Genomic DNA, 21625 nt, shown 5'->3' on the forward strand with positions numbered 1-21625 from the left:
GACCGGCGAGGAAGCGCGACGGCGGGGGCGCGACGGCAGGTGCGCCGTGTTTCCGCCGATGCCGTTCTCAGGCGCCCAGTTCGCGGAGGCGCACGGGCAGTGCCGACGGGTGACCGGCGCGTTCGGTGAGCTGGCCCACCATCAGCCGGACGACGGTCACCACATCGGGATCGTCGACGAGATACACCTGACGGCGGCCTTCGCGCCGGGAGCGGACCAGGCCCGCCAGTTTCAGTTTCGTCAGATGCTGGCTCACCGAAGGAAGCGTGCCGCCCACCCGGTCGGCAAGGCCCGTCACATCGCTCTCGCCCTGGGACAGGGCCCATACGATGTGCAGCCGCGCGGGCGTCGCCAGCAGACCGAAGGCTGCCGCGGCCTCCAGCAGTACATCCGCGGGCGGATCCTCGAAACCGCCGTCGGCAGCTGTCGACACTCTTGTTCTCCCTGTCCGCGCGGCCGGTTCCTCGCACCCGAAGCGTCCAGTGTAGGTGCCGGACATCCGCCGCACGCGGGCCGCTCGCCCCCGCGAGGGCTCCTGCGCCGCACCGCCTTCACCGCGGTCGAAACACCCTCGTGTGCTCACGGCCGGGAACGGCGGACGCGGCCGACAGGCCGGAGATGTGTCGAGGCGAAGAAGAGCATGCCGAGAGGTACTGTTCGGCGAGATCCGGCCACCACGGACGGAGAAACTCCTCGGCGGGCCGGGGGAGTCGGCCGCTCGCACGGACGGGCCGACCGGGAGCCCGCGACTGCTGTGGCCAGGGGCTTCAGGCGCTTCACCAGGCGATCCGGCCCCTCGTTCCGTCCCTTCGGCGCACCGGGGCGGAACCGCTTCCAGCCCTTGTGGGACGAACTCTCCCAAGGGGGCCCGGACCCAGCCACATGGCGAAGGAGTGCTTGCCCCCGCGTGACCGGTGCGCAAGGCTTACGCGCACGGGGCACGGGGAACGCATGAGCGGGGAGGAACGGGGAAATGGCGCTTGACAGAGGACTCGACTGGCTCCTTGACGACCTCACGAGGCGGGTCGAGTACATACGGCATGCGCTGGTGCTGTCGAACGACGGACTGGTGACGGGGGCGAGCACGGACCTCGAGCGTGAGGACGCGGAACACCTTGCCGCGGTCGCATCGGGGCTCCAGAGCCTCGCCCGCGGATCGGGGCGCCACTTCCGGGCCGGAAAGCCCCGGCAGACGATGGTGGAGTTCGACGAGGCGATGCTGTTCGTGACGGCGGCGGGGGACGGCAGCTGTCTGTGCGTGCTGAGCGAGGCGGAGGCCGATGTCGGCCAGGTCGCGTACGAGATGACGCTGCTCGTGAACAGGGTCGGGGAGCATCTCGGCGTTGCCGCGAGGCAGACCGGAGGCGTGGGGGACGACACGATCTGATCCGGCCGCTGGGTTGTCCACAGGCCGGGCGGGCTACTCCTCTTCCGCGTTACGGTGGTCACAGAGAGTGATCGAGCCTCGTGGGGGAGAGCGTCATGACTGTTACCGAAGACATGTGCACGAAGACCGACGACGCGCGGGACGCGTGCACGGACACCGCGGTCACCGCGGACACGATGGCCACGGGTACAGCAGCTCGGGAACTCCGGCTGAAGCGTGGCGAGTTCGCCATCGCGGTACACCTGGGACTGATCCGCCTGGTGACGGGCCAGGACGGTGGAAGGCCCAGGGTCGACCATGCGGAGGTCCAGCGGCTCCGGTCCCAGGACGGGTTCCCGGAAACGCTCAGGGAGAAGGTGCGCGCGGTGGGGACCGCGGAGGGGGCCCAACTGCTGGGCATCAGCCCCGACCGCTTCACCCGGCTCGCCCGCGCCGGGTGCCTCACACCGATCACCTTCTACCTCAACCGGTACCGGGCGGTTGTCTGGCTCTACCTCGCGGAGGAACTCGCACGGTTCGCCGCCGGACAACCCGGCCTTCTGACGGGCAGGAGTCCGGCCTGGGTGCGGAGCCGTTTGGCGGAAGGCGCCGACCACCGCGCGCGGAACTGGCGTTCGCGCCGGGTCGAGCGATTGCTGTGCCTCACGGAGGACCCCTGGGCGCGTGCGGCCGTGGTCGCCGAAACGCTGGACCCGGTGCAGTTGGCGGAGGTGGTCGACGACCCGTACGAACGTGCCTACCTCGCCAGGATCCGGCCCGAACCGGCCTTCGTGCCGACGGCATCGCCGTCCGCCCGGGAAACCACGGCGCAGTTGCTGCGGGCCGACGAACCGGACGAGATGCTGTGGCGGCGGGTGGGCCTGATCATGGAACTGGACAGCGCCCGGGAGATCCGTCCGGCTCCGCGCCCGGACGGCGGATGGCGCCCCCACCCCTTTCCCGACCCGGAGCAAGAGGGCGGGCGTGAGCCCGAAGCCGGTACGGATCCCGAAACCGGGCCAGGATTCGGCGTGGAGGTCGGCTCGGGCCCCGAATCCGGCCTCGAATTCAGTGCCGGGACCACACCCGCAGCAGTTGCGCCCACCCAGGCATCGATGCCGGATCCCGTTCGGTCCCCTGACCCGGTGCCGACCACGGCCTCGGTGTTGACGCCGGCCCCAGCACTGACCCCGGCCTCGGCGCCGGACTTGACCACGGTGCCCGATCCGTCCGCGGCACCCCGCCCGGTCACGGGGGCAGATCGGAGCTCGGTTTCTGGCCCGCCCCCGGTTCCGGTGCCTGTCCCGGCTCCGGTCCCCGGTCCGGTCGCAGCGCCCGGCCCGCTCTCGACGCCCGGCCCGGCTCCGGCCCCGGCATCCGGGCATGCGGTGGTGTCCGCTTCAGGGGCGGCTCCTGTCGGCACGACGGAGCCCGCGCCCGGCCTGCTCGCCCGGTTCCGTCTGCGCAGGCGCACGTCCGGGACCGGGCGCCGTCGGCGATCCGGGCCGGGCCGTGCGCCGCACGGTGCGTGATGGAGTGAAAGGGGCCGAAAACGCTGCTCACGGCGGCAGGTGACGTGCGGTGAACGGGAAAACAGGTCGTGGACGAAGATCGGCACAGGCATCCTGGCTGCCATGCTGATCAGGGAAGCCACCACCGAGGACTGGCCCGCCATCTGGCCTTTCTTCCACGAAATCGTCGCCGCGGGCGAGACTTTCACCTACCCCTTGGACCTGGGTGAGGAGGAGGCCGAATCCTGGTGGCTCCTCAAGTCCCCCAACCGCACGGTCGTCGCAGTCGACGACGGGACGGTCCTCGGCACGGCCAAGATGAACAACAACCACATGGGCAACGGCTCGCACATCGCCAGCGCCAGCTACATGGTCGACCCCAAGCACTCGGGGAAGGGGGTGGGCCGGGCCCTGTGCGAGTACACCCTGGAATGGGCCCGCGCGGCTGGGTTCCGGGCCATGCAGTTCAACGCGGTCGTGGAGACGAACACCCACGCAGTCCGGCTCTACCGCTCACTGGGCTTCGAGGTCCTGGGCACCCTGCCCGAGGGGTTCAACCACCCGGAACGCGGGCTGGTCGGGCTGCACATCATGCACCGCCACCTCTGACGGCGCGGTTCCGCCCGGCCCGCCCGCTTCACCCAGGGGCGCACACTTCGCGCCACCGGTCCCCGCGGGCTGACCCTCCACGCCGCGCCCGACATGTCCGAACCAGGGCCGGTGTGGGGGCAGTTGGCGCGCGAGATGTCCCACGGGGCGGGTGCGTGCACCGTCGGTGGGAGAAGTACTCTGCGGCCCACCACCACCCGGGCGATGAGACATATACGCGGAGGAACAATTCATGACCATACCCAGGAGCTCGCTGCGTGCTGCGGGATCCCTCGCGGCCGCCGCGGTCGTCGGCCTGACCGGCACGGTGCTCTCCGCCGGTCCGGCCGCGGCCCACACCCCCACCTGGGCCGTGACCTGCAACGAGGTGAGCATCGACCTGACCGCCTACAACAGCGGTGTCACCAACCGGCTGACCGTCACTGTCGACGGCAAGGAGCTCCTGCCCACCGAGACCTTCGGCAAGGAGTTCCACAAGAAGCTCGAACTGCCCGAGCACGACAGGGAACTGGCGGTCCGCCTCGTCGTCAGTGCCGGTGACGGCGACGACTTCTCGCGCGACGAGACCAAGCAGGCCCCCGTATGTGAGGATGCCACCCCGTCCCCCGCGCCGTCCGAGGCCACGGCGCCCTCCGCGGAGGCCCTCACCGGGAGCGTCATACCCGGCGAGGCGCCGTCGACGTCCGCGCCCGCCGTGGCCGTCCCACTCCCCGGCTCGCCCGACCTGGCCGAGACGGGCGGCTCGTCCACCACTCCGGTCATCGCGGGAGCGGCCGTGATCGTCCTGCTTGCCGGCAGCGGCATCATGTGGTCCGTGCGCAAGCGCCGCACCGTACCGCAGCGCTGACCGACGCACCGGAGCCGGCCCGGTACAGGGGGCGGCGGCCACGGGGGAGCGCGGCCCACGACCGGCGTGCGGGACGACACTCCTTCCGCTTCCATGCAGTCGTCCCTCCGTCCCGGCGCCCCTTGCGTACCCGGCATCCCACCGGTTCCGGCGTCACACCGGTTCCGTCGCGGACCGGACGGTGGACGCGGGCGGTACCGGGGGGCCGATCTCGCACCAGACCGCCTTGCCCTCCCCGCGGGGTTCGATGCCCCAGCGGGTGGCGACGGCGTCCAGGAGCAGCAGACCCCGCCCCGACGTCGCGGTCTCGCCGGGGCTGCGCCGCCTCGGCCAGGCACTGGAGCGGTCCTGCACGGAGAGGCGGACCCGGCGTACGGGCTCCGGCAGCACCTCCAGGGTGAGCACCGCGCCGCCCTCCGTGTGCAGCAGGACGTTCACCAGCAACTCGCCGGTGACCAGCTCGGCGTCGTCCGCGAGCTCGGCCATGTCCCAGTCGGTCAGGGCCTGGCGCACGATGGTACGGGCGTCGGAGAGCCCTTCCGGGTCGGCCTGGTGAATGTACTGGTGCAGCCGCGGCGCCCGCGGCGACCCGGGATCCGGACTGCGCCGGAGCACAAGGAGGGCCACGTCGTCCCCCGAGCCCCAGCGTTCCCAGAGCCGCTCCGACAGATGGTCGGCCAGTGCCTGGGCGCTCGCCGGTCCCGCGCTCACCTCGTTGATCAACGTGCGGATGCCCGAATCGATGTCGGCCCCCGGCTCCTCCACCAGACCGTCGGTGTACAGGACAAGGGTCTCGCCCGGCACCAGGTCGAGCCGGGTCTCGGGATACTCCTCGTCCCCGAAGTCGGTCGAAATGCCCAACGGCAGGCCGCCCCGTACCTGAGGGCTGCCGACCCGGCCGTCCATGTGCCGGATCAGCGGCCCGAAATGCCCGGCACGGACCACCCGCACGGTCCCCGACGCCAGATCGACCTGGGCGTACGTACAGGTCGCGAAGCGGTCCGTGTCCAGCTCGGCGAGGAAACGCGAGGCCCGTGCCAGCACCGTCGACGGCGGGTGCCCCTCGGCGGCGTACGCGCGCAGGGCGATGCGCAGCTGCCCCATGGTGGCGGCGGCATGCGTGTCGTGGCCCTGCACGTCGCCGACCACGATCCCGAACCGGTTCTTGGGCAGCGCGATCACGTCGTACCAGTCGCCCCCGACCTGACGGCCGCTCCAGGCCGCGTGGTAGCGCACGGCGATCTCGCCGCCCTCGATCTCCTGGATCCTCCTCGGCAGCATCGCGGACTGGAGGCCGGTGGCGAATTCGCGCTCCTCGTCGAAGAGCTTCGCGCGCTGCAGGGACTGGGCGACGATGGCGGCCAGCCCCAGACACAGATTGCGCTCGTCCGCGTTGAAGGCCGTTCGTTCGCGGTAGAAGAGCGCCAGGGTGCCGAGGGAGCGGGCCTGGGCCACGAGCGGCAGATAGGCGGCGGCACGAAACTCCATCCGGTCGGCGTGAGGGGCCAGCACCGGGTAGCGGTGGACGAGCGCGGAGACCGAGGTCAGGAACCTGGGCCGCCCGCTCAGGATCGTGTCGGCCAGCGGAAAGTCACGGTTCAGGCCCGCGGACCGGACTTCGTCGATCGCCTCCACCGAATTGCCGCTCAGCGCGATGACGTTCATCGAGGTGTTCTCGACCAGCCCGAGCGAGAGCCCGTCCGCGCCGAGCCGGGCGAGCCCGCCCGGTCCGGTGAGCGACGCGGTCACATCGTCCACGGTCACCGCGCGCGACAGGGCGCTCGTTGTGCGTTCAACGATGCTGGTCTGGCGTTGTCGGCGTTTTTCCAGGTCCAGCACGAAGGCCGAATGGGTGACCTCGGCGGTGGCGTCCTGCACCACCCCGATGATCCGTTCCGTGCGCCCGTCCTCGGCGCGCAGGATTCGCGCCTGGATGTGGGTCCACTGGTCCTTGCCGTTGTCCAGCGGCACCCGGAAGTGCACGCTGTACGAACTGCGCCCGCTCTTGATCGCCTCGTCGATCGCCACTTCGAGACGGGTCCGCTCCGACTGTTCGAGCCGCTCCATCACGGTCTCGGGCCGTGAGTCGAAGGTCCGGGGATCCAGACCGAACACCAGCAGCCCGGCATCGTCGATGGCGAGCGTATCGGCTGCCACGTCCCACTCGAAGCTGCCCGTCCTGTTCATGGCAAGCCGCTGAGCCGTTGCGGTCTCGCCATTGTGCGTCCTGTCGATCAGCAGGCGGGGCGGGACGGATCTGCTCGGTTGCTGGTGGTGATCGGTCATTCCTGCTCCGAGGTCGCCGGGCTGGGCCGCCGGGCGGCGCGGCCCGTGCCGGGTGTCTCAATTGTCGAACCGGTTCCGGCGGGCTGCCACAGCGGACCCCCGGCGCAATCCGGCCCGGGCACGGGGCCCGGCACCCCCGGTACCCCTGCCGTCCCGGGCCGGAACCCGCCCCCGCAGAATGGCAGCGGAAGATCGTCCGCGATCTGCGGTCGATACGGCACAGGGGCTGACCGGAGCGCATTCATGAACCACGAAGATCCCGTTCTGCTGCACACCGAGGGACGCGTCCGGCACATCACGCTCAACCGTCCACGCGCCCTCAACGCGCTGAACCACGTCATGGTGACACGCGTCGCCGAAGCACTCGCCGAAGCCGAACACGACGACTCCGTCACCGCCGTCCTGATCACCGGGGCGGGTGAACGCGGCCTCTGCGCGGGCGGCGACATCCGGTCCATCTACGAGGACGCCCGCGCCGGGAACGACGCGTCGACGGACTTCTGGCGCGACGAGTACCGGCTCAACGCCCGCATCGCCCGCTTCCCCAAGCCGTACGTCGCGATCATGGACGGCATCGTGATGGGCGGCGGCGTCGGCGTCTCGGCCCATGGGGACGTCCGCGTCGTCACCGAACGCTCGCGCGTCGCCATGCCCGAGACCGGCATCGGGTTCGTCCCCGACGTGGGCGGAACGCACCTCCTCGCCGCGGCACCCGGCGAACTGGGCACCCACCTGGCCCTCACCGCGGAGGCGGCCGGGCCGGGGGACGCGCTGCTGTGCGGGCTCGCCGACCACTTCGTCCCGTCCCACCACCTCACCGCACTCGTCACGGACCTCGCCGGCTGCGGCACGGCCACGGAGATCGAGAAGACGGTACTGCGGTACGCCTCACCCGCACCCGCCGGTGAGCTGGCCGAACACCGCGAGTGGATCGACTCCTGCTACCGGGCCGACTCGGTCGAGGAGATCGTCGACCGGCTCGGCAGCAGTGGCGTCCCCGCCGCGGAACGGGCCGCCGGAACGATCCTGGCCAAGTCGCCCACTTCCCTCAAGGTGACCCTCGCCGCGCTGCGCAGGGCCCGCGGGCTCGGCAGCCTGGAAGAGGTGCTCGACCAGGAATACCGCACCTCGTGCACCGCCTTCACCAGGCCCGACCTGGTGGAGGGCGTGCGGGCCCAGATCATCGACAAGGACCGCGCCCCGCGGTGGAGCCCGGCGGCTCTCGCCGATGTCACCGACGCCGATGTGGCACTCTTCTTCGCCCCGCTGGGCGACCGGGAGCTCGGCCTGGCCGGAGGCCGGTGAACCGACCCGGCCACCGGTTCCCGACGGCGCACCGTGCCGGGGCGGTGCGCCCCTCCCCGGGGCGGGGCCACCGCGTCACGACGGACCCGCCCCGGAACCGACGGACCCGTCCTGGAACACGTACGGATTCAGAGTTCGCCGGGGCCGTCCACCAGGTGGAAGGGAACGCCGAGGAGCCCGGCCGCGGCCCCGAGGTCCTTGGCGCGGTGGCCGGTGCACAGGGTCCAGTGATGGCCGACCCCCGTCGCGGACCAGGCATCGGTCCATTCGCCGGGGTCGAAACCGAAGTCGACCCGGGACGTGGTGTTGCCGATCTCCAGCAGCGGCCCCGGCACGACCTCGCCCTCGGACGCGATGAAGGTGAAGGTGCCGTCGGCCTCCTGACCGATGCCGAACGTGGTGACCGGGCCGTGTTCCACGTCGAACTCCACACTGACGCCCCAGCCGCGCTTGCCGTGATAGACGCCGAGCCCGCGCAGCAGCGGATCCCCGGCGCTGATCGCGAGATGGGCGGGACCGTCGTGACCCATCTCGACCACCCGGTCCCGGAAATTGAGGGCCTGGAACTCGGTGAAGGAACCGCCCGCCCCCAGGGTGTCGGCGACCAGCATGGCCAGACTGGTGCGCAGCTCGTACTCCCCGGCCATCGGGATGCCGCGCGCGGTCAACAGCGACGCGCCCAGGATCATTCCGGCGCCGAGCCGCTCGTGGATCTCGCCCTCCAGACCGCGGTGGTAGTAGGCGAGGCTGTCCAGCCCGAAGTCCTCCACCAGCCGGTCCAGCCCGACCGAGACCCGGGCCGCCCATGCGAGATCGCCCTCGTCGACGGAACCGTCGAGGGCAAAGACCGTACGCGCCAGCGCGACGCGTTCGGCGGCAGCGGCGTCCGTCACGGCGGCGACCCGGACCCGCAGATCGTCGAACTCGAGAACCTCGACGTGCCCGCCGAACCGGCTGGAGACCAGCGTCATGTCGGTGGAGACGTCGAGCATCCCCGGGTAGAGGTGCCCCATCAGTCCGTGCCGCCCGTGACGCAGCACACCGCGCACCCGAGCGGCACGGATCCAGCGACCGATCCTGTCCCAGGCGTTCTCGTCGCGCAGATGGCCCGATACGGACCGGAAGGGGATTCCGCCGCGCCGGAACACATTGGCGATCTCCGGCAGCGGACACTGCCCGCAGTAGGCCAGCCACGCTCCCGTGTCCGTGTTCGCGTGGTCCATGGCCTCGGTCGGCTGGAGGTCGACGACCAGCACCGGGGCATGGGCGCGCTGGGCGACCGGCAGGACCATCGAGGCCGTGAGATACGTCGTCAGGAACGTCACGACGATGTCGCAGTCGGCCGCGCGCAGCTTCTCGGCCGCCCCGGCGGCCTCCTGCGGATCGGAGACGAAGCCGGCGTCGACGACCTGACAGCCCATCCCCTCGAACCGCCCGGCCACGAAGCGCGCGGACTCCCGCAATCGGTCGAGGAGGCCGGGGAACTGCGGCCAGTACGCGCCGAGTCCGCCGGAGACCAGACCGACACGAGTACGACGGCGTGTGACGCGGGTGAGTGCGGAGCCCGGCACAGCGGGCGGGACATCAGCCATGGGTTTCCTTCCTCCGTCTTCCGTACCGGGCCCGAACCACCTCCGAGGAGGCCCGGACCGCTGTCGAGGGCGGGACACCGGGCGCTCAGGCGGGCTCCAGCCGCGCGGCCGCCCGGTCCCACACCCGTTGATCGCCCCGCGGGGTGTAGTGGCGCAGTTCCTGGGTCCGGGCCACGAGCCGTCGCATGTCCCCGAGGTCCCCCACCAGCCCGCGGGCACGGGCCTGCAGCAGGATGTTCCCGAGCGCGGTCGCCTCGGCCGGCCCGGCCGTGACGGGGAGCCCGGTGGCGTCCGCGGTCCACTGGCACAGCAACGCGTTGCGCGAACCCCCGCCGACGAGATGGATCCGGACCGGCTCCCGCCCCGCGAGAGCGGCGGCCAGGCGCAACGTCCTGCGATGGGCCAGCGCCAGACTCTCCAGCACACAGCGCACATATCCCCCGGGACCGTCCGGCGGCACCTGCCCGGTACGCAGGAGATGGGCGTCGATGCGTGCCGGCATGTCGCCCGGCGCGAGGAACGCCTCGTCGTCCGGATCGATCACCGCGGCGAACGGCCGGGCACGGGCCGCCTCCGCGAGAAGCCGGTCCAGTCCCGAGGACATGCCCTGGCCGCTCCACGTCCGACGGCACTCCTCCAGCAGCCACAGCCCCATGATGTTGCGGAGATAGCGGACGGTGCCGTCCACCCCGCGCTCATTGGTGAAGTTCGCCGCCCGGGACTCCTCCGTCAGGACCGGGGCCGTCAGTTCGAGCCCCGCCAGCGACCACGTGCCGCAGGAGAGGTACGCGAACCCCGGCTCCGTCGCGGGCACCGCGGCGACCGCCGAAGCGGTGTCGTGCGAGGCGACGGCCGTCACCGGCGTCCCGGCGGGCAGACCGGTGTACTCGGAGACATGCGTCAGCAGCGTCCCCGCCGGATCACCCGGCTCGCGCAGCGGCGGGAACCACGAACGATCCAGCCCCAGCCGGCCGATCAGCGCATCGGACCAGACACCGGCGGACGCGTCGAACAGACCGGTCGTCGACGCGTTGGTGACCTCCGCACCTACCGAGCCCGTCAGCCAGTACGTCAGCAGATCGGGGATCAGCAACACCGTCCGCGCCGCACCCCACTGGGCACTCCTGCGGTGGGCGGCCAGCTGGAACACCGTGTTGAACGGCAACTGCTGCAACCCGCTGACGGCGTACAGCTCCCGCCCGCCGCACTCGGCCAGCAGCCGGCGGGCGGCCTCGGCGTTACGTCCGTCGCGGTAGTGGAACGGCAGCCCCAGCAGCGCTCCGTCGGCATCGAGGAGACCGTAGTCGACCGCCCAGGTGTCGATGCCGACCGAGGCGACCGGACCCGCGCGGGCAGCGGCCCGCAGCCCGTCCAGCACCCCCTGGTACAGGGCGAGGACGTCCCACCGCAGTCCGTCCGGCAGACGGACCGGCGTATTGGGGAAGCGGTGTGCCTCGACCGGTACGAGCTCTCCGGAACCCACCCGGCCGGTGATCACCCGGCCGCTGGTCGCACCGAGGTCCACGGCCGCGAAGACCGCCTCGCCCCCTGACGTCACGGACACAGCACCCTCCTCCCGGCCGGGGCGGGTACGCGGATCATCGCAGGAACGCCGCGGCCACACCGGCATCGACGGGAATGTGCAGCCCCGTCGTGTGCGTGAGGTCACCACCCGTCAGGGCGAAGACGGCATTGGCCACGTGCTCCGGGAGCACCTCGCGCTTGAGGAGCGTCCGCTGGGCGTAGAACTCCCCGAGTTTCTCCTCCTCGATGCCGTACGTGGCCGCGCGCTGGGCACCCCAGCCCGCCGCGAAGATCCCCGAACCGCGCACCACACCGTCGGGGTTGACCCCGTTGACCCGGATCCCGTGCTCGCCCAGCTCGGCCGCCAGCAGCCGCACCTGGTGGGCCTGGTCGGCCTTGGTGGCCGAATAGGCGATGTTGTTCGGGCCCGCGAACACCGCGTTCTTCGACGTGATGTAGACGATGTCGCCGCCGATGCCCTGGGCCCGCATCATCCGGGCGGCCTCCCGCGACACCAGGAACGAGCCGCGCGCCATGATGGCGTGCTGGACGTCCCAGTCCTGCGCGGTCGTGTCCAGCAGCGGCTTCGAGACGGAGATGCCGGCATTGTTCACGACGAGGTCCACACCGCCGAACGCGAGCGCCGCGGCCCCGAACGCGGCGACGATCTGCTTCTCGTCGGTCACGTCGGCCGTCACCGCGACGGCCGCGTCGGGCCCGCCGAGTTCCCGTGCCACCGAGGCGGCGCCCTCCGCGTCGCGGTCCACGACGACGACACACGCCCCCTCCGCGACCAGCCGGTGCGCGATGGCCCTGCCGATGCCGGATCCCGCACCCGTGACCAGCGCCACCCTGGCGGCCAGGGGTCCGGGCTCCGGCATCCGGCGCAGCTTGGCCTCCTCCAACTCCCAGTACTCGATCCGGAACTTCTCGGACTCCTCGATCGGGGCGTACGAGGAGACGGCCTCGGCACCACGCATGACCTGGACGGCATTGAGATAGAACTCCCCGGCGACCCGAGCCGTCTGCTTGTCCTTGCCGAAGGAGAACATGCCGACCCCGGGCACCAGCACGATCGCCGGGTCCGCACCGCGCATCGCCGGGGAGCCGGGCGAGGCATGACGCTCGTAGTAGGCGCGATACGCCTCCCGGTACTCCGCGTGCAGCTCCCTCAGCCGCGCCTCGACCTCGGCCTGCGGGGCGTCCGCGGGCAGGTCGAGAACCAGCGGAGCGACCTTCGTACGGAGGAAATGGTCCGGACACGAGGTGCCGAGCGCGGCGAGCCGCGGATGCCCGGTACGGGAGAGGAAGTCCAGCACCGGTTCCGCGTCCGTGAAGTGGCCCACCTGCGGCCGGTCGGTGGAGACCAGACCGCGGACCAACGGGGCGAGCACCGCCGCACGCTCCCGGCGCCGCTCCTCGGCCAGCGGCTCCCGGCCCGCCCACACGGGGCCGAACGGCTCGGCCCTGCCGCGCTCGTCCAGGAACGCCTCGGCGGTGCGGATCATCCAGAGGGCGTTGTGCTCGCACTCCTGGGACGTCTCGCCCCAGGCCGTGATGCCGTGACCACCCAGGATCACGCCGACGGCCCGCGGGTTCGCCTCCTTGACCGCGGCAATGTCCAGGCCGAGCCGGAAACCGGGCCTGCGCCAGCCCACCCAGGCCACCTTGTCGCCGAAGCACTCCGCCGTGAGCTTCTCGCCGTCGGCGGCGCACGCCAGCGCGATCCCCGAGTCCGGATGCAGATGGTCGACGTGCGCGGCCCCGACCAGAGCGTGCATCGCCGTGTCGATGGACGGAGCGGCGCCGCCCCTGCCGTGCAGGCAGTAGTCGAACGCCGCCACCATCTCGTCCTCGCGCTCCACCCCCGGATACACGCCCTCGAGCGCACGCACCCGGTCCAGGCGCAGCACGGCGAGACCCGCCTCGGTCAGGGTGCCGAGATCGCCCCCGGACCCCTTGACCCACAGCAGTTCGGTCTCGCGACCGGTGACCGGGTCGATCGCGGTGGCCTTGACCGAGGCATTGCCGCCCGCGTAGTTGGTGTTGCGGGGGTCGGAGCCGATGCGATGGGCGCGCTCCAGCAGCGCGGCGACTTCGGGGTGTGTCACGGAGGTCATGGAATTCCTTCGTGGTCCGGGGAGGGGTCGGAACAGGTCGGACGGGAGAGACCCGAACGGGGTGGTCGGACGGGCGTACGAGGAAGGAGGAACGGGCGGGGCGGACGGGCCCACGGGGGAGGGGCGGGGTCAGGCGCCCCAGCCGGCCTGCTCGCCGCCGACCCGGGTGGCGGCGAGCCGCTCCTGGTTGCCGGAAGCCAGATACGCGGCGAACGGGTCCCCGGCCAGGCCGAGTTCCTCGCGCACCTCGGCGAGCAGCGGACGCACATCGGTGTTGTAGGCGTCCATCAGGACACCGTTCGCCGCTAGCACGTCACCGGACCGCTGCGCCGCCTCCAGCGCTGCCGCGTCGACCAGCAACGCCTTGGCGGTCGCCTCCTGCACATTGGCGACCGACCGGATCACGGCCGGGATCTTCGCCTCGATGTTGTGGCACTGGTCGAGCATGAAGTTGACGTTCGTCTCGGATCTCAGCCCGCCGTTCCTGACCACCTCGTGCATGATCCGGAACAGCTGGAACGGGTCGGCGGCCCCGACCATCAGGTCGTCGTCGGCGTAGAACCGGGAGTTGAAGTCGAACGCGCCGAGCTTCCCGGCGCGCAGCAGGAACGCCACGATGAACTCGATGTTGGTGCCCGGCGCGTGATGCCCGGTGTCCACGACCACCTGGGCCTTCGGCCCGAGGCCCAGGCAGTGCGCGTACGCCGTGCCCCAGTCCGGCACGTCCATCGTGTAGAACGCGGGCTCGAAGAGCTTGTACTCCAGCAGCATCCGCTGGTCGTCGCCGAGGCGCTCGTAGACCTCGGTCAGCGCCTCGGCGAGCCGGTCCTGCCGGGCCACGATGTCGTCCTGCCCCGGATAGTTGGTGCCGTCGGAGAACCAGAGCTTGAGATCGGGCGACCCGGTCTCGTCCATGATGTCGACGCACTCCAACAGATGGCCGGTGGCCTTGCGGCGCACCGCGGGATCGGGGTGGGTGACCGAACCGAGCTTGAAGTCGTCGTCCTGGAAGACGTTGGAGTTGATCGCACCGATCCGCACGCCGAGGCCCTCGGCGTGCCGGTTCAGCGCGGCGTAGTCCTCGACCTTGTCCCACGGGATGTGCAACGACACCTTCGGCGCCACGCCCGTGAACGCGTGCACCTGCGCCGCGTCCTCCAGCTTCTCGAACGGATCGCGCGGAACTCCCGGCTGCGCGAACACCTTGAAACGAGTCCCCGAATTCCCGTAGCCCCATGAAGGAGTCTCGATCACCTGGGACTTCAGGACTTCCTTGACGGCCGACACATCGGACATGAGCACCTCGCAAGGGGGCATCCGGCGACCGGAAGACGGTCGGACTGAAGAGCGCATGAATCGTTTCAGTTCGGTCGAACGGTAGGTTCTCCTCCGGTGATGGTCAATCGCCCGGTCGAGTTGTTCTTCTGCCTTGAATCAATTCATCGCGTGCACGGAAGGTACGCGCGTCGGGGGAGGAGCCGATCGCTCCGACGGGCGGGCCCGGCGTGGCACGGCGGGCCGCGAATGCCCCGGAGCAGTGCCCGGGAGCGCATGGTCCGCCGACTCGTTTCACAGCATGGTGACGCATCGGGGCGGCCGGGTGAAGAGGGCCTTGCGGTCCGGTCGGCAACGGCGCTCGCCGGAGGCCTGCCGAGACACCCGTCGGCGAACGACGGCAGGAGCCGGCGAACACTGGGCGCGGCCTGCCGATCCGGTGTGCCGGGAGCGGCGCACCGCAGGTGAACCGCCGGTGACCCGGGCGTGATGCCGGTTGTCGGAGGGTCTGGCCGACGGGCCCGGTCAGTGACTGCCGGGCATGCTCGGCCGGAGCGAGCACACCAGGTCGAAGAACCGGGACTCGTTGCCGCACAGTCCCGCCCGTCGCAGCGCGCCGTCGGCCTCCGCGATCGGCGAGGCGAGCAACGGCACGTACAGAGGGCCGTCGTCCGGCTCCGCGAGCGCGGCCCGAGTGGCCTCCAGCAGTCGGACGTACGCCTGGGCCGCGGCGAGTTCGTCATCGCGCATCTCAGCATCTCCCGGTCAGAGGTGTCGGACGCACCAGCATCCCCCATCGGTCTGACAACGCCCGCCCGCGGCGACACGCGAACCCCCGCTGGGGCGCGCTTCGAAAGTCCCGCCCGCCGGGGGCGTCCGGCCCTTTCGGAACACGCCCTAACCGCCGTTCGGCCGCCGGACACCGGACGGCGGTTCCACCTCCAGGAATCTTCGACGGCGCGCTCCCCGGTACAGCAGTACCGTCCAGCCCAACTCCCGCAGCACCGCCGCGCACCGGTTCAGCCCGTCCGCCTCCGAGTGGGCCGCCCCGCTGCCGGGCGGACCGAGCCACTCGACACGGACACCGCCCGGCACCTCGCCCCGTTCCAGGCGGTACCCGGTCGCGGTACGGAGCCCCGATCCGTCGACGGCCGAGGCCGTCACTCCCGCCGCCTCCAGGGCAATGGCCACGGCCCGCACCGGCCGGTGCGTCTCCCAGGAGGCGGGCACGCTTTCCGGGTCGGCATGCCCGGTGTTCGCCAGCCGACGGATCTGCAGCATCCCCTCGAACGCCGTCCGCACCGACGCCGCGCGCCCCGGGTCCGGTGCGGGAGCCGCCGGACCGTCCCCGGTGGCCGGCTCGAACCCGGTTTCGTGCTCGGTGCCCATCAGCATCCCCCTTCGCCCGTGCGGTACTGCCGACAGTGTGCGCCACCCCACTGACAACGGCTCGGCCGCCGGGTTCCGGCAGTCGCGGGAACGGCCCGCCCGGGACCGGGACAGGGGCGCCGCGCGCACCATGTGACACAGCGTCGCGCGACCGGCCCGACGCCCACAGCCGATCATGAAATCGGTGTGCGCGGGTGACGCGGCCCGATAGGCTCGAACGTCCGACAGCTCCGTACCCCAGAGGATTCACGTACTGTGCCCGACAATGTCCAAGGCCCCAGCGCCGACCCCGCCGACCGTGCCGGGCTGCGCGCCGACTGCGCGAACTGTTTCGGACTGTGCTGCGTCGCGCTGACCCTGACCCGGTCCGCGGACTTCGCGATCGACAAGGAGGCGGGGGAGCCCTGCCGCAACCTCCAGAGGGACTTCCGCTGCGGCATCCACACCCAACTGCGGACGCGGGGCTTTCCCGGCTGCACCGTGTACGACTGCTTCGGGGCCGGTCAGAAGGTCTCCGGCGAGACCTTCGGCGGACAGGACTGGCGCTCCGCGCCGCAGACCGCCCAGCAGATGTTCCAGGTGTTCCCGGTGATGCGCCAGCTCCACGAGCTCCTCTGGTACCTCACGGAGGCGCTGACCCTGGAACCGGCGCGGTCCCTCCGCGGTGAACTCCGGCGCACCCTCGACGACACGGAACGCCTCACCCGCCTTCCGGCGGACGACCTCGCGGGCCTCGACGTCTCCGGCCACCGTGACGACGCGGCCCGACTCCTGCTCCGTACCAGCGAACTCGTACGGGCGACGGCGCCGCGCGGGAAGAAGCGCGACCGCCGCGGCGCCGACCTCATCGGGGCCAGGCTGCGCGGCGCCGATCTGCGCGGCGCCGATCTGCGGGGCGCGTACCTGATCGCGGCGGACCTCACCGGTGCCGACCTCCGCCTGGCCGACCTGATCGGCGCCGACCTCCGGGACGCCGACCTGTCCGGAGCGGACCTCACCGGGAGCCTCTTCCTCACCCAGGCCCAGCTCAACGCGGCCAGGGGCGACGCGGCGACGAAGCTCCCGCCGTCCCTCGACCGCCCCGCCCACTGGACCGGGTGAGCCCCGCAGCACGGGTCGCCGGCGGCGGACGGTCCGGACCGCGAGCCGGCGGCCGGGCACCGCGCCCGTGATACCGGAACGAATCCACCGGCACGGCGGGGCACTGTCGGCCCGTCTGATTCGTTGCACTGTGCGGCGTACCCGGAGCGCCGTCGCCGACCGGACCGAGGAGTCCCGCACATGCCCAGCAGTACCGACCGCAGCCGCACCGACAAGAGTCGCCAGGACGGGAGTCGCACCCGCCTGGTCGAGCGGCTCATGGAGCAGTTCCCGCACGTCCCCCGGGAAGCCGTCATCAAGGAGGACCTCCTGCGCGGCGGCGTGGCGTTCGACGAGTCCGCGCTCAGCGACAACGAGGACGGTGACGTCAAGCCGAAGTCGTACTTCATCTTCTCGTTCGACCACGGCACGCTCCCCGAGCTCGGCGCGGCAGCGCTCCGCCGTCCGCCGGAGGAGATCGTGCTCACCGGTGGCCCGTACGAACTGCGCAGGACCGTGGTGTCGGTACGGGTCAACCCCGCGTCCCCCTACCGGGTCGCGGCCGACGGGGACGGCGTGCTCGGGCTGTACCTCGACGGCCGGCGGATCTCCGACGTGGGCCTGCCGCCCATGCCGGACTACTACCGCCACACCCTGGAGAACGGTAAGTCCGTGATGGAGGTGGCGCCCACCATCCAGTGGGGTTATCTCGTCTATCTGACGGTCTTCCGGGTCTGCCAGTACTTCGGGGCGAAGGAGGAGTGCCAGTACTGCGACATCAACCACAACTGGCGCCAGCACAAGGCGGCGGGCCGCCCGTACACCGGGGTGAAGCCGGTCGAGGAGGTCCTGGAGGCGCTGGCCATCATCGACAAGTACGACACCGCGAAGACCTCCACGGCCTACACGCTCACCGGTGGCGCCATCACCTCCCACATCGGCGGCCGTGACGAGGCCGACTTCTACGGGCAGTACGCCAAGGCCATCGAGGAGCGCTTCCCCGGCCGGTGGATCGGCAAGGTCGTCGCCCAGGCCCTGCCCAAGGCCGATGTGCAGCGCTTCCACGACTACGGTGTGCAGATCTACCACCCCAACTACGAGGTGTGGGACCGCCGGCTGTTCGAGCTCTACTGCCCGGGCAAGGAGCGCTACGTGGGCCGCGACGAGTGGCACCGCCGCATCCTGGACTCCGCCGAGGTCTTCGGCGCCCGCAACGTCATCCCCAACTTCGTCGCCGGCGTGGAGATGGCCGCGCCCTTCGGCTTCACCACCGTGGACGAGGCCATCGACTCGACCACCGAGGGCCTGCGCTTCTTCATGTCGCACGGCATCACCCCGCGGTTCACCACCTGGTGCCCGGAACCCACCACCCCGCTCGGGAAGACCAACCCGGACGGAGCGCCGCTGGAGTACCACATCCGTCTGCTGGACGCCTACCGCGCGACGATGGAGGAGTACGGGCTCAGCTCGCCCCCCGGCTACGGCCCGCCCGGACCCGGCCGCGCGGTCTTCTCCGTCAGCTCCTTCATGGACAGCCTCCCGGCGGTACCGGACGGCGAGTGACACGGGCCGGACCGTCCGCCGTCGACCCCGGATCGACCGGGGCCCGGCAGCGGACGGCGGGATGGCAAAACGATTCGCCCGTTCACCCGGAGGATGGGAACGGGCGACTCCGGGCACCTACAGGGAGAGCAACGGAATCACTGAGCGCAGTGGAAGGCGGTGCCCATGCTGCACGGCATCGACGTCAGTTCCCATCAGTCGTCCTTCAACACGGACGGTCTGGACTTCGTCCTCATCAAGGCCACCGAGGGACGTTCGTACATCAATCCGCACCTCGCGGCGCAGGTGAAGCGTGCCCGGGACGCGGAATGCGTGGTCGGCTTCTATCACTTTCTCTGGCCGGGAAACATCAAGGCCCAGGCGGAGTACTTCGTGAGCAAGGCCCCGGAGAAGGCGGGCGATCTGCTCGCGGTGGACTGGGAGGAGAACGGCGAGGGCACGAGGGCGAGCAACGCGGAGAAGGACCGCTTCATCCGCGAGGTCAAGCGCCTGCGGCCCCACCACAAGGTCCTGTTGTACTGCAACCGTCAGTTCTGGCTGAACCACGACACCACCTCGTACGCGGGGGACGGTCTGTGGATCGCCGACTACGTGACCGCGGGGAAGCCCCGGATCAAGGCGTCCTGGCGCATCCACCAGTACACCGACCGGCCGCTCGACAAGGACGTCGCCGCCTTCGCCTCACGGACCGCCATGCGCGACTGGGCCCGGGGGTAGCCGCCGCACAGGAGACGCGGGCGTGGGGCCCGGGGCCGTTCAGTAGGGCTGCAACTCGATGAGACGGCCCTCGGGGTCACGTACATGTGCGGGGCGGAGCCCCGGGCCCCAGTCCGGCCGGTCGCACGCCCCGGCAACCAGCGCGGCCCCGTGCTCCAGACAAAACATCGGCCCGGCGTCGACATCGGCGACCCGGCAGACGAACATCGACCGGTCCTGGGCGGGCGGCGCCACGGCGGGCAGCCCGACGCCACCGGTGACGGCAGCCATCGCGCCGCGGTCGAAGAGAGCCGGCGCCCCCTGGCCGTCGACATCCCAGTGCGCGTACGGGCCGGCCTCGCCGCCACTGGACCGGATGGCCCCGATCAGGGCCGGCGGCAGCCCGCCGTAAGCAGACCGTCGCAGAAGCGGAAACAGGCGGTGAACCCGCTCACCAACAGACGAGGGTGCAGGGCATCCACGAAGCGCTCCTGATCAGTAGGTGAAAACCTATCATTGGTGGGTGCCTAAGATGATGTCGATGAGCGAGACTCCACCCAGCCTCCTGGGCCTCACGACGTACCTGATGTCCAAGACCGGAAAGGCCGCGCGCAGTCGACTGGCGGCGCGGCTGGCCGAGCGCGGACTGCGGCTCTGGCACATGGCCGTACTGTCGGCGCTGGTCGACTTCGGCCCCCATGTGCAGCGGGAGTTGGCGTCCCGGCTCGGGATCGACCGGAGCGACATCGTCAAGATCGTGGACGACCTCGCGGTGGCCGGATTCGTCGACCGGGCCCGGGATGTCGACGACCGCCGCCGGGTGACCGTCACGCCCACCCCGGCCGGTCGTGCGATGCTCTCCGAGCTCCAGGCCGAGGCGCTGGCCGTGCAGAAAGAGCTGCTCGCTCCTTTGGGCCGGGCCGAACAGGACCAGTTGGCGGCGTTGTTGATGCGGGTTCACGCGCACGCCTGCGCGTGACCCGACGGCCCGCGGCTGTGGCATCGCGCCAGGTTCCGCGTTGCCGCGGCCGGGTTCAAGGCGGTGGTTCCGGAACCCAGTCATTGGCATGGACCTGATAGACGAACTGCGTTACAGTCCGTTGCGACGTCTCCTGAGAGCGCTCTCAGGAAGGACCTCTCGAATGCCCCCTGTTCCTCCCCGCCGAGCCGGAACGACAGAAGGGCCACTCCCTTGAGACACACGACTGCGCTGCGCGCGAGCCTGGCCGCCACACTGGTCGTCGGAGCCTGGGCGACCGCAGGACTCGCCACGGCAACGGCCTCGCCCGTCGCCGTGGAACCGTCCTCAGCCGTCTCCCGCGCCGAGGCCGCGGACGAACCGGCCTCCGCCGGTCTGCTCTCCGCCATGCGGAGGGACCTCGGCCTGACGAAAAGCCAGGTCAAGGCGCGACTGGCCGCGGAGAAGACCGCGACCGCCCTCCAGGGCAAGGTGCAACGGGCCGCGGGACCTTCGTACGCTGGCTCCTGGTTCGATCCGGCCACGGGCAGGCTCGACGTGGCCCTCACCGACGGCCGCAGGACCGGGGCCGTCGAAGCGCTGGGCGCATCCGTCCGGCTGGTGCGCCACAGCGCACGGCAGCTCGACGCGACCAAGGCCCGGATCGACGCGATGCCCGCGCCGGCCGGTGTCAGCAGCTGGCACGTCGACCCGAAGGCCAACCGGGTCGTCGTCGACGTCGTCGCCTCGGCGCAGGGTGACAGCGATGTCCGCACGTTTGTCGCCAAGGCTCGCGAGGCCGGTCCCGTACGGGTGAAGCGGGTGCCCGAGACGCCCAGTACCTTCTCCGCCGGGACGGTGGGTGGCGACCCCTACTACACGGGCAACGTCCGGTGCTCCATCGGCTTCTCCGTGCACGGCGGCTTCGTCACGGCGGGACACTGCGGCCAGGCGGGCGCGGCGGTCAGCGGATGGGACCGGTCGGCCATCGGCAACTTCCAGGGCTCGTCCTTCCCCGACAACGACTACGCCTGGGTCGGTGTGGGCAACGGCTGGTGGACCGTCCCCGTCGTCCTGGGCTGGGGCACCGTTTCGGACCAGCTGGTCCGGGGCTCCGCGGAGGCCCCCGTCGGTGTCTCGATATGCCGCTCCGGTTCCACGACCCACTGGCACTGCGGCAACGTGCTGGCCAAGAACGAAACCGTGAACTACAGCCAGGGCGCCGTCCACCAGATGACCAGGACGAGCGTCTGCGCCGAGCCGGGCGACTCCGGCGGTTCCTTCATCAGCGGGGACCAGGCCCAGGGAGTCACCTCGGGCGGCTGGGGCAACTGCTCCGGCGGCGGGGAGACATGGCACCAGCCGATCAACGAGATCCTGAACCGGTACGGCCTGACACTGCATACGGCCTGACACTGCACACGGTCTGTCGACGGTACGCGGGGGCCTGCCACGACATGGGCGCCATCGCCCGCGCGGCAGGCCCCCGCCATCGGCGGACGGT

Annotated in this window: 19 protein-coding genes; 10 read left to right on the forward strand and 9 right to left on the reverse strand. The window is 71.0% G+C overall.

What is annotated here, in order from left to right; translation table 11 throughout:
* Positions 1–67 precede the first annotated feature (67 nt).
* On the reverse strand, positions 68–433 hold the full coding sequence (locus ACWCXX_RS19580; RefSeq protein WP_451128809.1) for an ArsR/SmtB family transcription factor: 366 nt from the start codon (positions 431–433) through the stop codon (positions 68–70).
* A 540-nt stretch (positions 434–973) separates the two neighbouring features.
* On the opposite strand from ACWCXX_RS19580, the gene ACWCXX_RS19585 reads away from it, so the two are divergent.
* The 4 genes from ACWCXX_RS19585 to ACWCXX_RS19600 all read left to right on the forward strand — a co-directional run bounded on the left by ACWCXX_RS19585 (position 974) and on the right by ACWCXX_RS19600 (position 4333).
* Complete coding sequence (locus ACWCXX_RS19585; RefSeq protein ID WP_451128811.1) at positions 974–1387, forward strand: roadblock/LC7 domain-containing protein; 414 nt, start codon at positions 974–976, stop codon at positions 1385–1387.
* A 95-nt stretch (positions 1388–1482) separates the two neighbouring features.
* Entirely contained in the window at positions 1483–2898 is a 1416-nt protein-coding gene (locus ACWCXX_RS19590; RefSeq protein ID WP_451128813.1) for a DUF6397 family protein, read from the forward strand.
* Positions 2899–3000: 102 nt separating this feature from the next.
* Complete coding sequence (locus tag ACWCXX_RS19595) at positions 3001–3486, forward strand: N-acetyltransferase family protein (RefSeq protein WP_451128815.1); 486 nt, start codon at positions 3001–3003, stop codon at positions 3484–3486.
* Positions 3487–3718: 232 nt separating this feature from the next.
* A complete protein-coding gene (locus ACWCXX_RS19600) occupies positions 3719–4333 on the forward strand; it encodes an LAETG motif-containing sortase-dependent surface protein (protein ID WP_451128817.1) in 615 nt (204 codons plus the stop codon).
* 153 nt (positions 4334–4486) lie between these two features.
* Here the strand turns inward: ACWCXX_RS19600 and ACWCXX_RS19605 are convergent, their stop codons facing one another.
* Positions 4487–6619, reverse strand: coding sequence for a SpoIIE family protein phosphatase (locus tag ACWCXX_RS19605; RefSeq protein WP_451128819.1), 2133 nt, complete (start codon positions 6617–6619; stop codon positions 4487–4489).
* A 243-nt stretch (positions 6620–6862) separates the two neighbouring features.
* Between ACWCXX_RS19605 and ACWCXX_RS19610 the strand changes: the two genes are divergently transcribed.
* Positions 6863–7924: an enoyl-CoA hydratase/isomerase family protein gene (locus ACWCXX_RS19610; protein WP_451128821.1), complete on the forward strand. Its 1062-nt coding sequence runs from the start codon at positions 6863–6865 to the stop codon at positions 7922–7924.
* Between the two features lie 128 nt (positions 7925–8052).
* Here the strand turns inward: ACWCXX_RS19610 and ACWCXX_RS19615 are convergent, their stop codons facing one another.
* From ACWCXX_RS19615 to ACWCXX_RS19640, 6 genes are all read right to left on the reverse strand, one after another.
* The gene (locus ACWCXX_RS19615; RefSeq protein ID WP_451128823.1) at positions 8053–9516 is read right to left on the reverse strand and encodes an arabinose isomerase; all 1464 of its coding nucleotides are present in this window, start codon (positions 9514–9516) and stop codon (positions 8053–8055) included.
* A gap of 85 nt (positions 9517–9601) precedes the next feature.
* Positions 9602–11146 (reverse strand): rhamnulokinase, encoded by a 1545-nt coding sequence (locus ACWCXX_RS19620; protein ID WP_451128825.1) that lies wholly within the window; start codon positions 11144–11146, stop codon positions 9602–9604.
* On the reverse strand, positions 11115–13160 hold the full coding sequence (locus ACWCXX_RS19625) for a bifunctional aldolase/short-chain dehydrogenase (protein WP_451128827.1): 2046 nt from the start codon (positions 13158–13160) through the stop codon (positions 11115–11117). The genes ACWCXX_RS19620 and ACWCXX_RS19625 overlap by 32 nt, the downstream gene beginning before the upstream one ends.
* 129 nt (positions 13161–13289) lie before the next feature.
* Entirely contained in the window at positions 13290–14456 is a 1167-nt protein-coding gene (gene rhaI, locus ACWCXX_RS19630; protein ID WP_451128829.1) for an L-rhamnose isomerase, read from the reverse strand.
* A gap of 504 nt (positions 14457–14960) precedes the next feature.
* On the reverse strand, positions 14961–15185 hold the full coding sequence (locus ACWCXX_RS19635) for a hypothetical protein (protein ID WP_451128831.1): 225 nt from the start codon (positions 15183–15185) through the stop codon (positions 14961–14963).
* A gap of 147 nt (positions 15186–15332) precedes the next feature.
* Positions 15333–15824 carry a hypothetical protein gene (locus ACWCXX_RS19640; protein WP_451128833.1) on the reverse strand — a complete coding sequence of 164 codons (492 nt, stop codon included), beginning with the start codon at positions 15822–15824 and terminating at the stop codon, positions 15333–15335.
* 255 nt (positions 15825–16079) lie between these two features.
* Between ACWCXX_RS19640 and ACWCXX_RS19645 the strand changes: the two genes are divergently transcribed.
* The 3 genes from ACWCXX_RS19645 to ACWCXX_RS19655 all read left to right on the forward strand — a co-directional run bounded on the left by ACWCXX_RS19645 (position 16080) and on the right by ACWCXX_RS19655 (position 19184).
* Positions 16080–16925: a pentapeptide repeat-containing protein gene (locus ACWCXX_RS19645; protein ID WP_451128835.1), complete on the forward strand. Its 846-nt coding sequence runs from the start codon at positions 16080–16082 to the stop codon at positions 16923–16925.
* A 180-nt stretch (positions 16926–17105) separates the two neighbouring features.
* Positions 17106–18467 (forward strand): radical SAM protein, encoded by a 1362-nt coding sequence (locus ACWCXX_RS19650; protein ID WP_451128837.1) that lies wholly within the window; start codon positions 17106–17108, stop codon positions 18465–18467.
* A gap of 165 nt (positions 18468–18632) precedes the next feature.
* Positions 18633–19184 (forward strand): glycoside hydrolase family 25 protein, encoded by a 552-nt coding sequence (locus ACWCXX_RS19655; RefSeq protein WP_451128839.1) that lies wholly within the window; start codon positions 18633–18635, stop codon positions 19182–19184.
* Positions 19185–19223: 39 nt separating this feature from the next.
* Here ACWCXX_RS19655 and ACWCXX_RS19660 read toward each other — a convergent pair whose 3' ends face one another.
* The gene (locus ACWCXX_RS19660; RefSeq protein WP_451128841.1) at positions 19224–19454 is read right to left on the reverse strand and encodes a hypothetical protein; all 231 of its coding nucleotides are present in this window, start codon (positions 19452–19454) and stop codon (positions 19224–19226) included.
* A 250-nt stretch (positions 19455–19704) separates the two neighbouring features.
* Here ACWCXX_RS19660 and ACWCXX_RS19665 point away from each other — a divergent pair, with 250 nt between their 5' ends.
* Positions 19705–20142 (forward strand): MarR family winged helix-turn-helix transcriptional regulator, encoded by a 438-nt coding sequence (locus ACWCXX_RS19665; protein WP_451128843.1) that lies wholly within the window; start codon positions 19705–19707, stop codon positions 20140–20142.
* A 213-nt stretch (positions 20143–20355) separates the two neighbouring features.
* Complete coding sequence (locus ACWCXX_RS19670; protein ID WP_451128845.1) at positions 20356–21534, forward strand: S1 family peptidase; 1179 nt, start codon at positions 20356–20358, stop codon at positions 21532–21534.
* Positions 21535–21625 lie beyond the last annotated feature (91 nt).

It is taken from the genome of Streptomyces sp. NPDC001732 (assembly GCF_053596315.1).

What these genes read in the sequence shown, in the direction of transcription:
- ACWCXX_RS19585 (WP_451128811.1), top strand. Translation starts at nt 974, where the DNA reads ATGGCGCTTGACAGAGGACTCGACTGGCTCCTTGACGACCTCACGAGG.
- ACWCXX_RS19590 (WP_451128813.1), top strand. Translation starts at nt 1,483, where the DNA reads ATGACTGTTACCGAAGACATGTGCACGAAGACCGACGACGCGCGGGAC.
- ACWCXX_RS19595 (WP_451128815.1), top strand. Translation starts at nt 3,001, where the DNA reads ATGCTGATCAGGGAAGCCACCACCGAGGACTGGCCCGCCATCTGGCCT.
- ACWCXX_RS19600 (WP_451128817.1), top strand. Translation starts at nt 3,719, where the DNA reads ATGACCATACCCAGGAGCTCGCTGCGTGCTGCGGGATCCCTCGCGGCC.
- ACWCXX_RS19605 (WP_451128819.1), bottom strand. Translation starts at nt 6,619, where the DNA reads ATGACCGATCACCACCAGCAACCGAGCAGATCCGTCCCGCCCCGCCTG.
- ACWCXX_RS19610 (WP_451128821.1), top strand. Translation starts at nt 6,863, where the DNA reads ATGAACCACGAAGATCCCGTTCTGCTGCACACCGAGGGACGCGTCCGG.
- ACWCXX_RS19615 (WP_451128823.1), bottom strand. Translation starts at nt 9,516, where the DNA reads ATGGCTGATGTCCCGCCCGCTGTGCCGGGCTCCGCACTCACCCGCGTC.
- ACWCXX_RS19620 (WP_451128825.1), bottom strand. Translation starts at nt 11,146, where the DNA reads ATGCCGGTGTGGCCGCGGCGTTCCTGCGATGATCCGCGTACCCGCCCC.
- ACWCXX_RS19625 (WP_451128827.1), bottom strand. Translation starts at nt 13,160, where the DNA reads ATGACCTCCGTGACACACCCCGAAGTCGCCGCGCTGCTGGAGCGCGCC.
- rhaI (WP_451128829.1), bottom strand. Translation starts at nt 14,456, where the DNA reads ATGTCCGATGTGTCGGCCGTCAAGGAAGTCCTGAAGTCCCAGGTGATC.
- ACWCXX_RS19635 (WP_451128831.1), bottom strand. Translation starts at nt 15,185, where the DNA reads ATGCGCGATGACGAACTCGCCGCGGCCCAGGCGTACGTCCGACTGCTG.
- ACWCXX_RS19640 (WP_451128833.1), bottom strand. Translation starts at nt 15,824, where the DNA reads ATGGGCACCGAGCACGAAACCGGGTTCGAGCCGGCCACCGGGGACGGT.
- ACWCXX_RS19650 (WP_451128837.1), top strand. Translation starts at nt 17,106, where the DNA reads ATGCCCAGCAGTACCGACCGCAGCCGCACCGACAAGAGTCGCCAGGAC.
- ACWCXX_RS19655 (WP_451128839.1), top strand. Translation starts at nt 18,633, where the DNA reads ATGCTGCACGGCATCGACGTCAGTTCCCATCAGTCGTCCTTCAACACG.
- ACWCXX_RS19660 (WP_451128841.1), bottom strand. Translation starts at nt 19,454, where the DNA reads ATGGCTGCCGTCACCGGTGGCGTCGGGCTGCCCGCCGTGGCGCCGCCC.
- ACWCXX_RS19665 (WP_451128843.1), top strand. Translation starts at nt 19,705, where the DNA reads ATGAGCGAGACTCCACCCAGCCTCCTGGGCCTCACGACGTACCTGATG.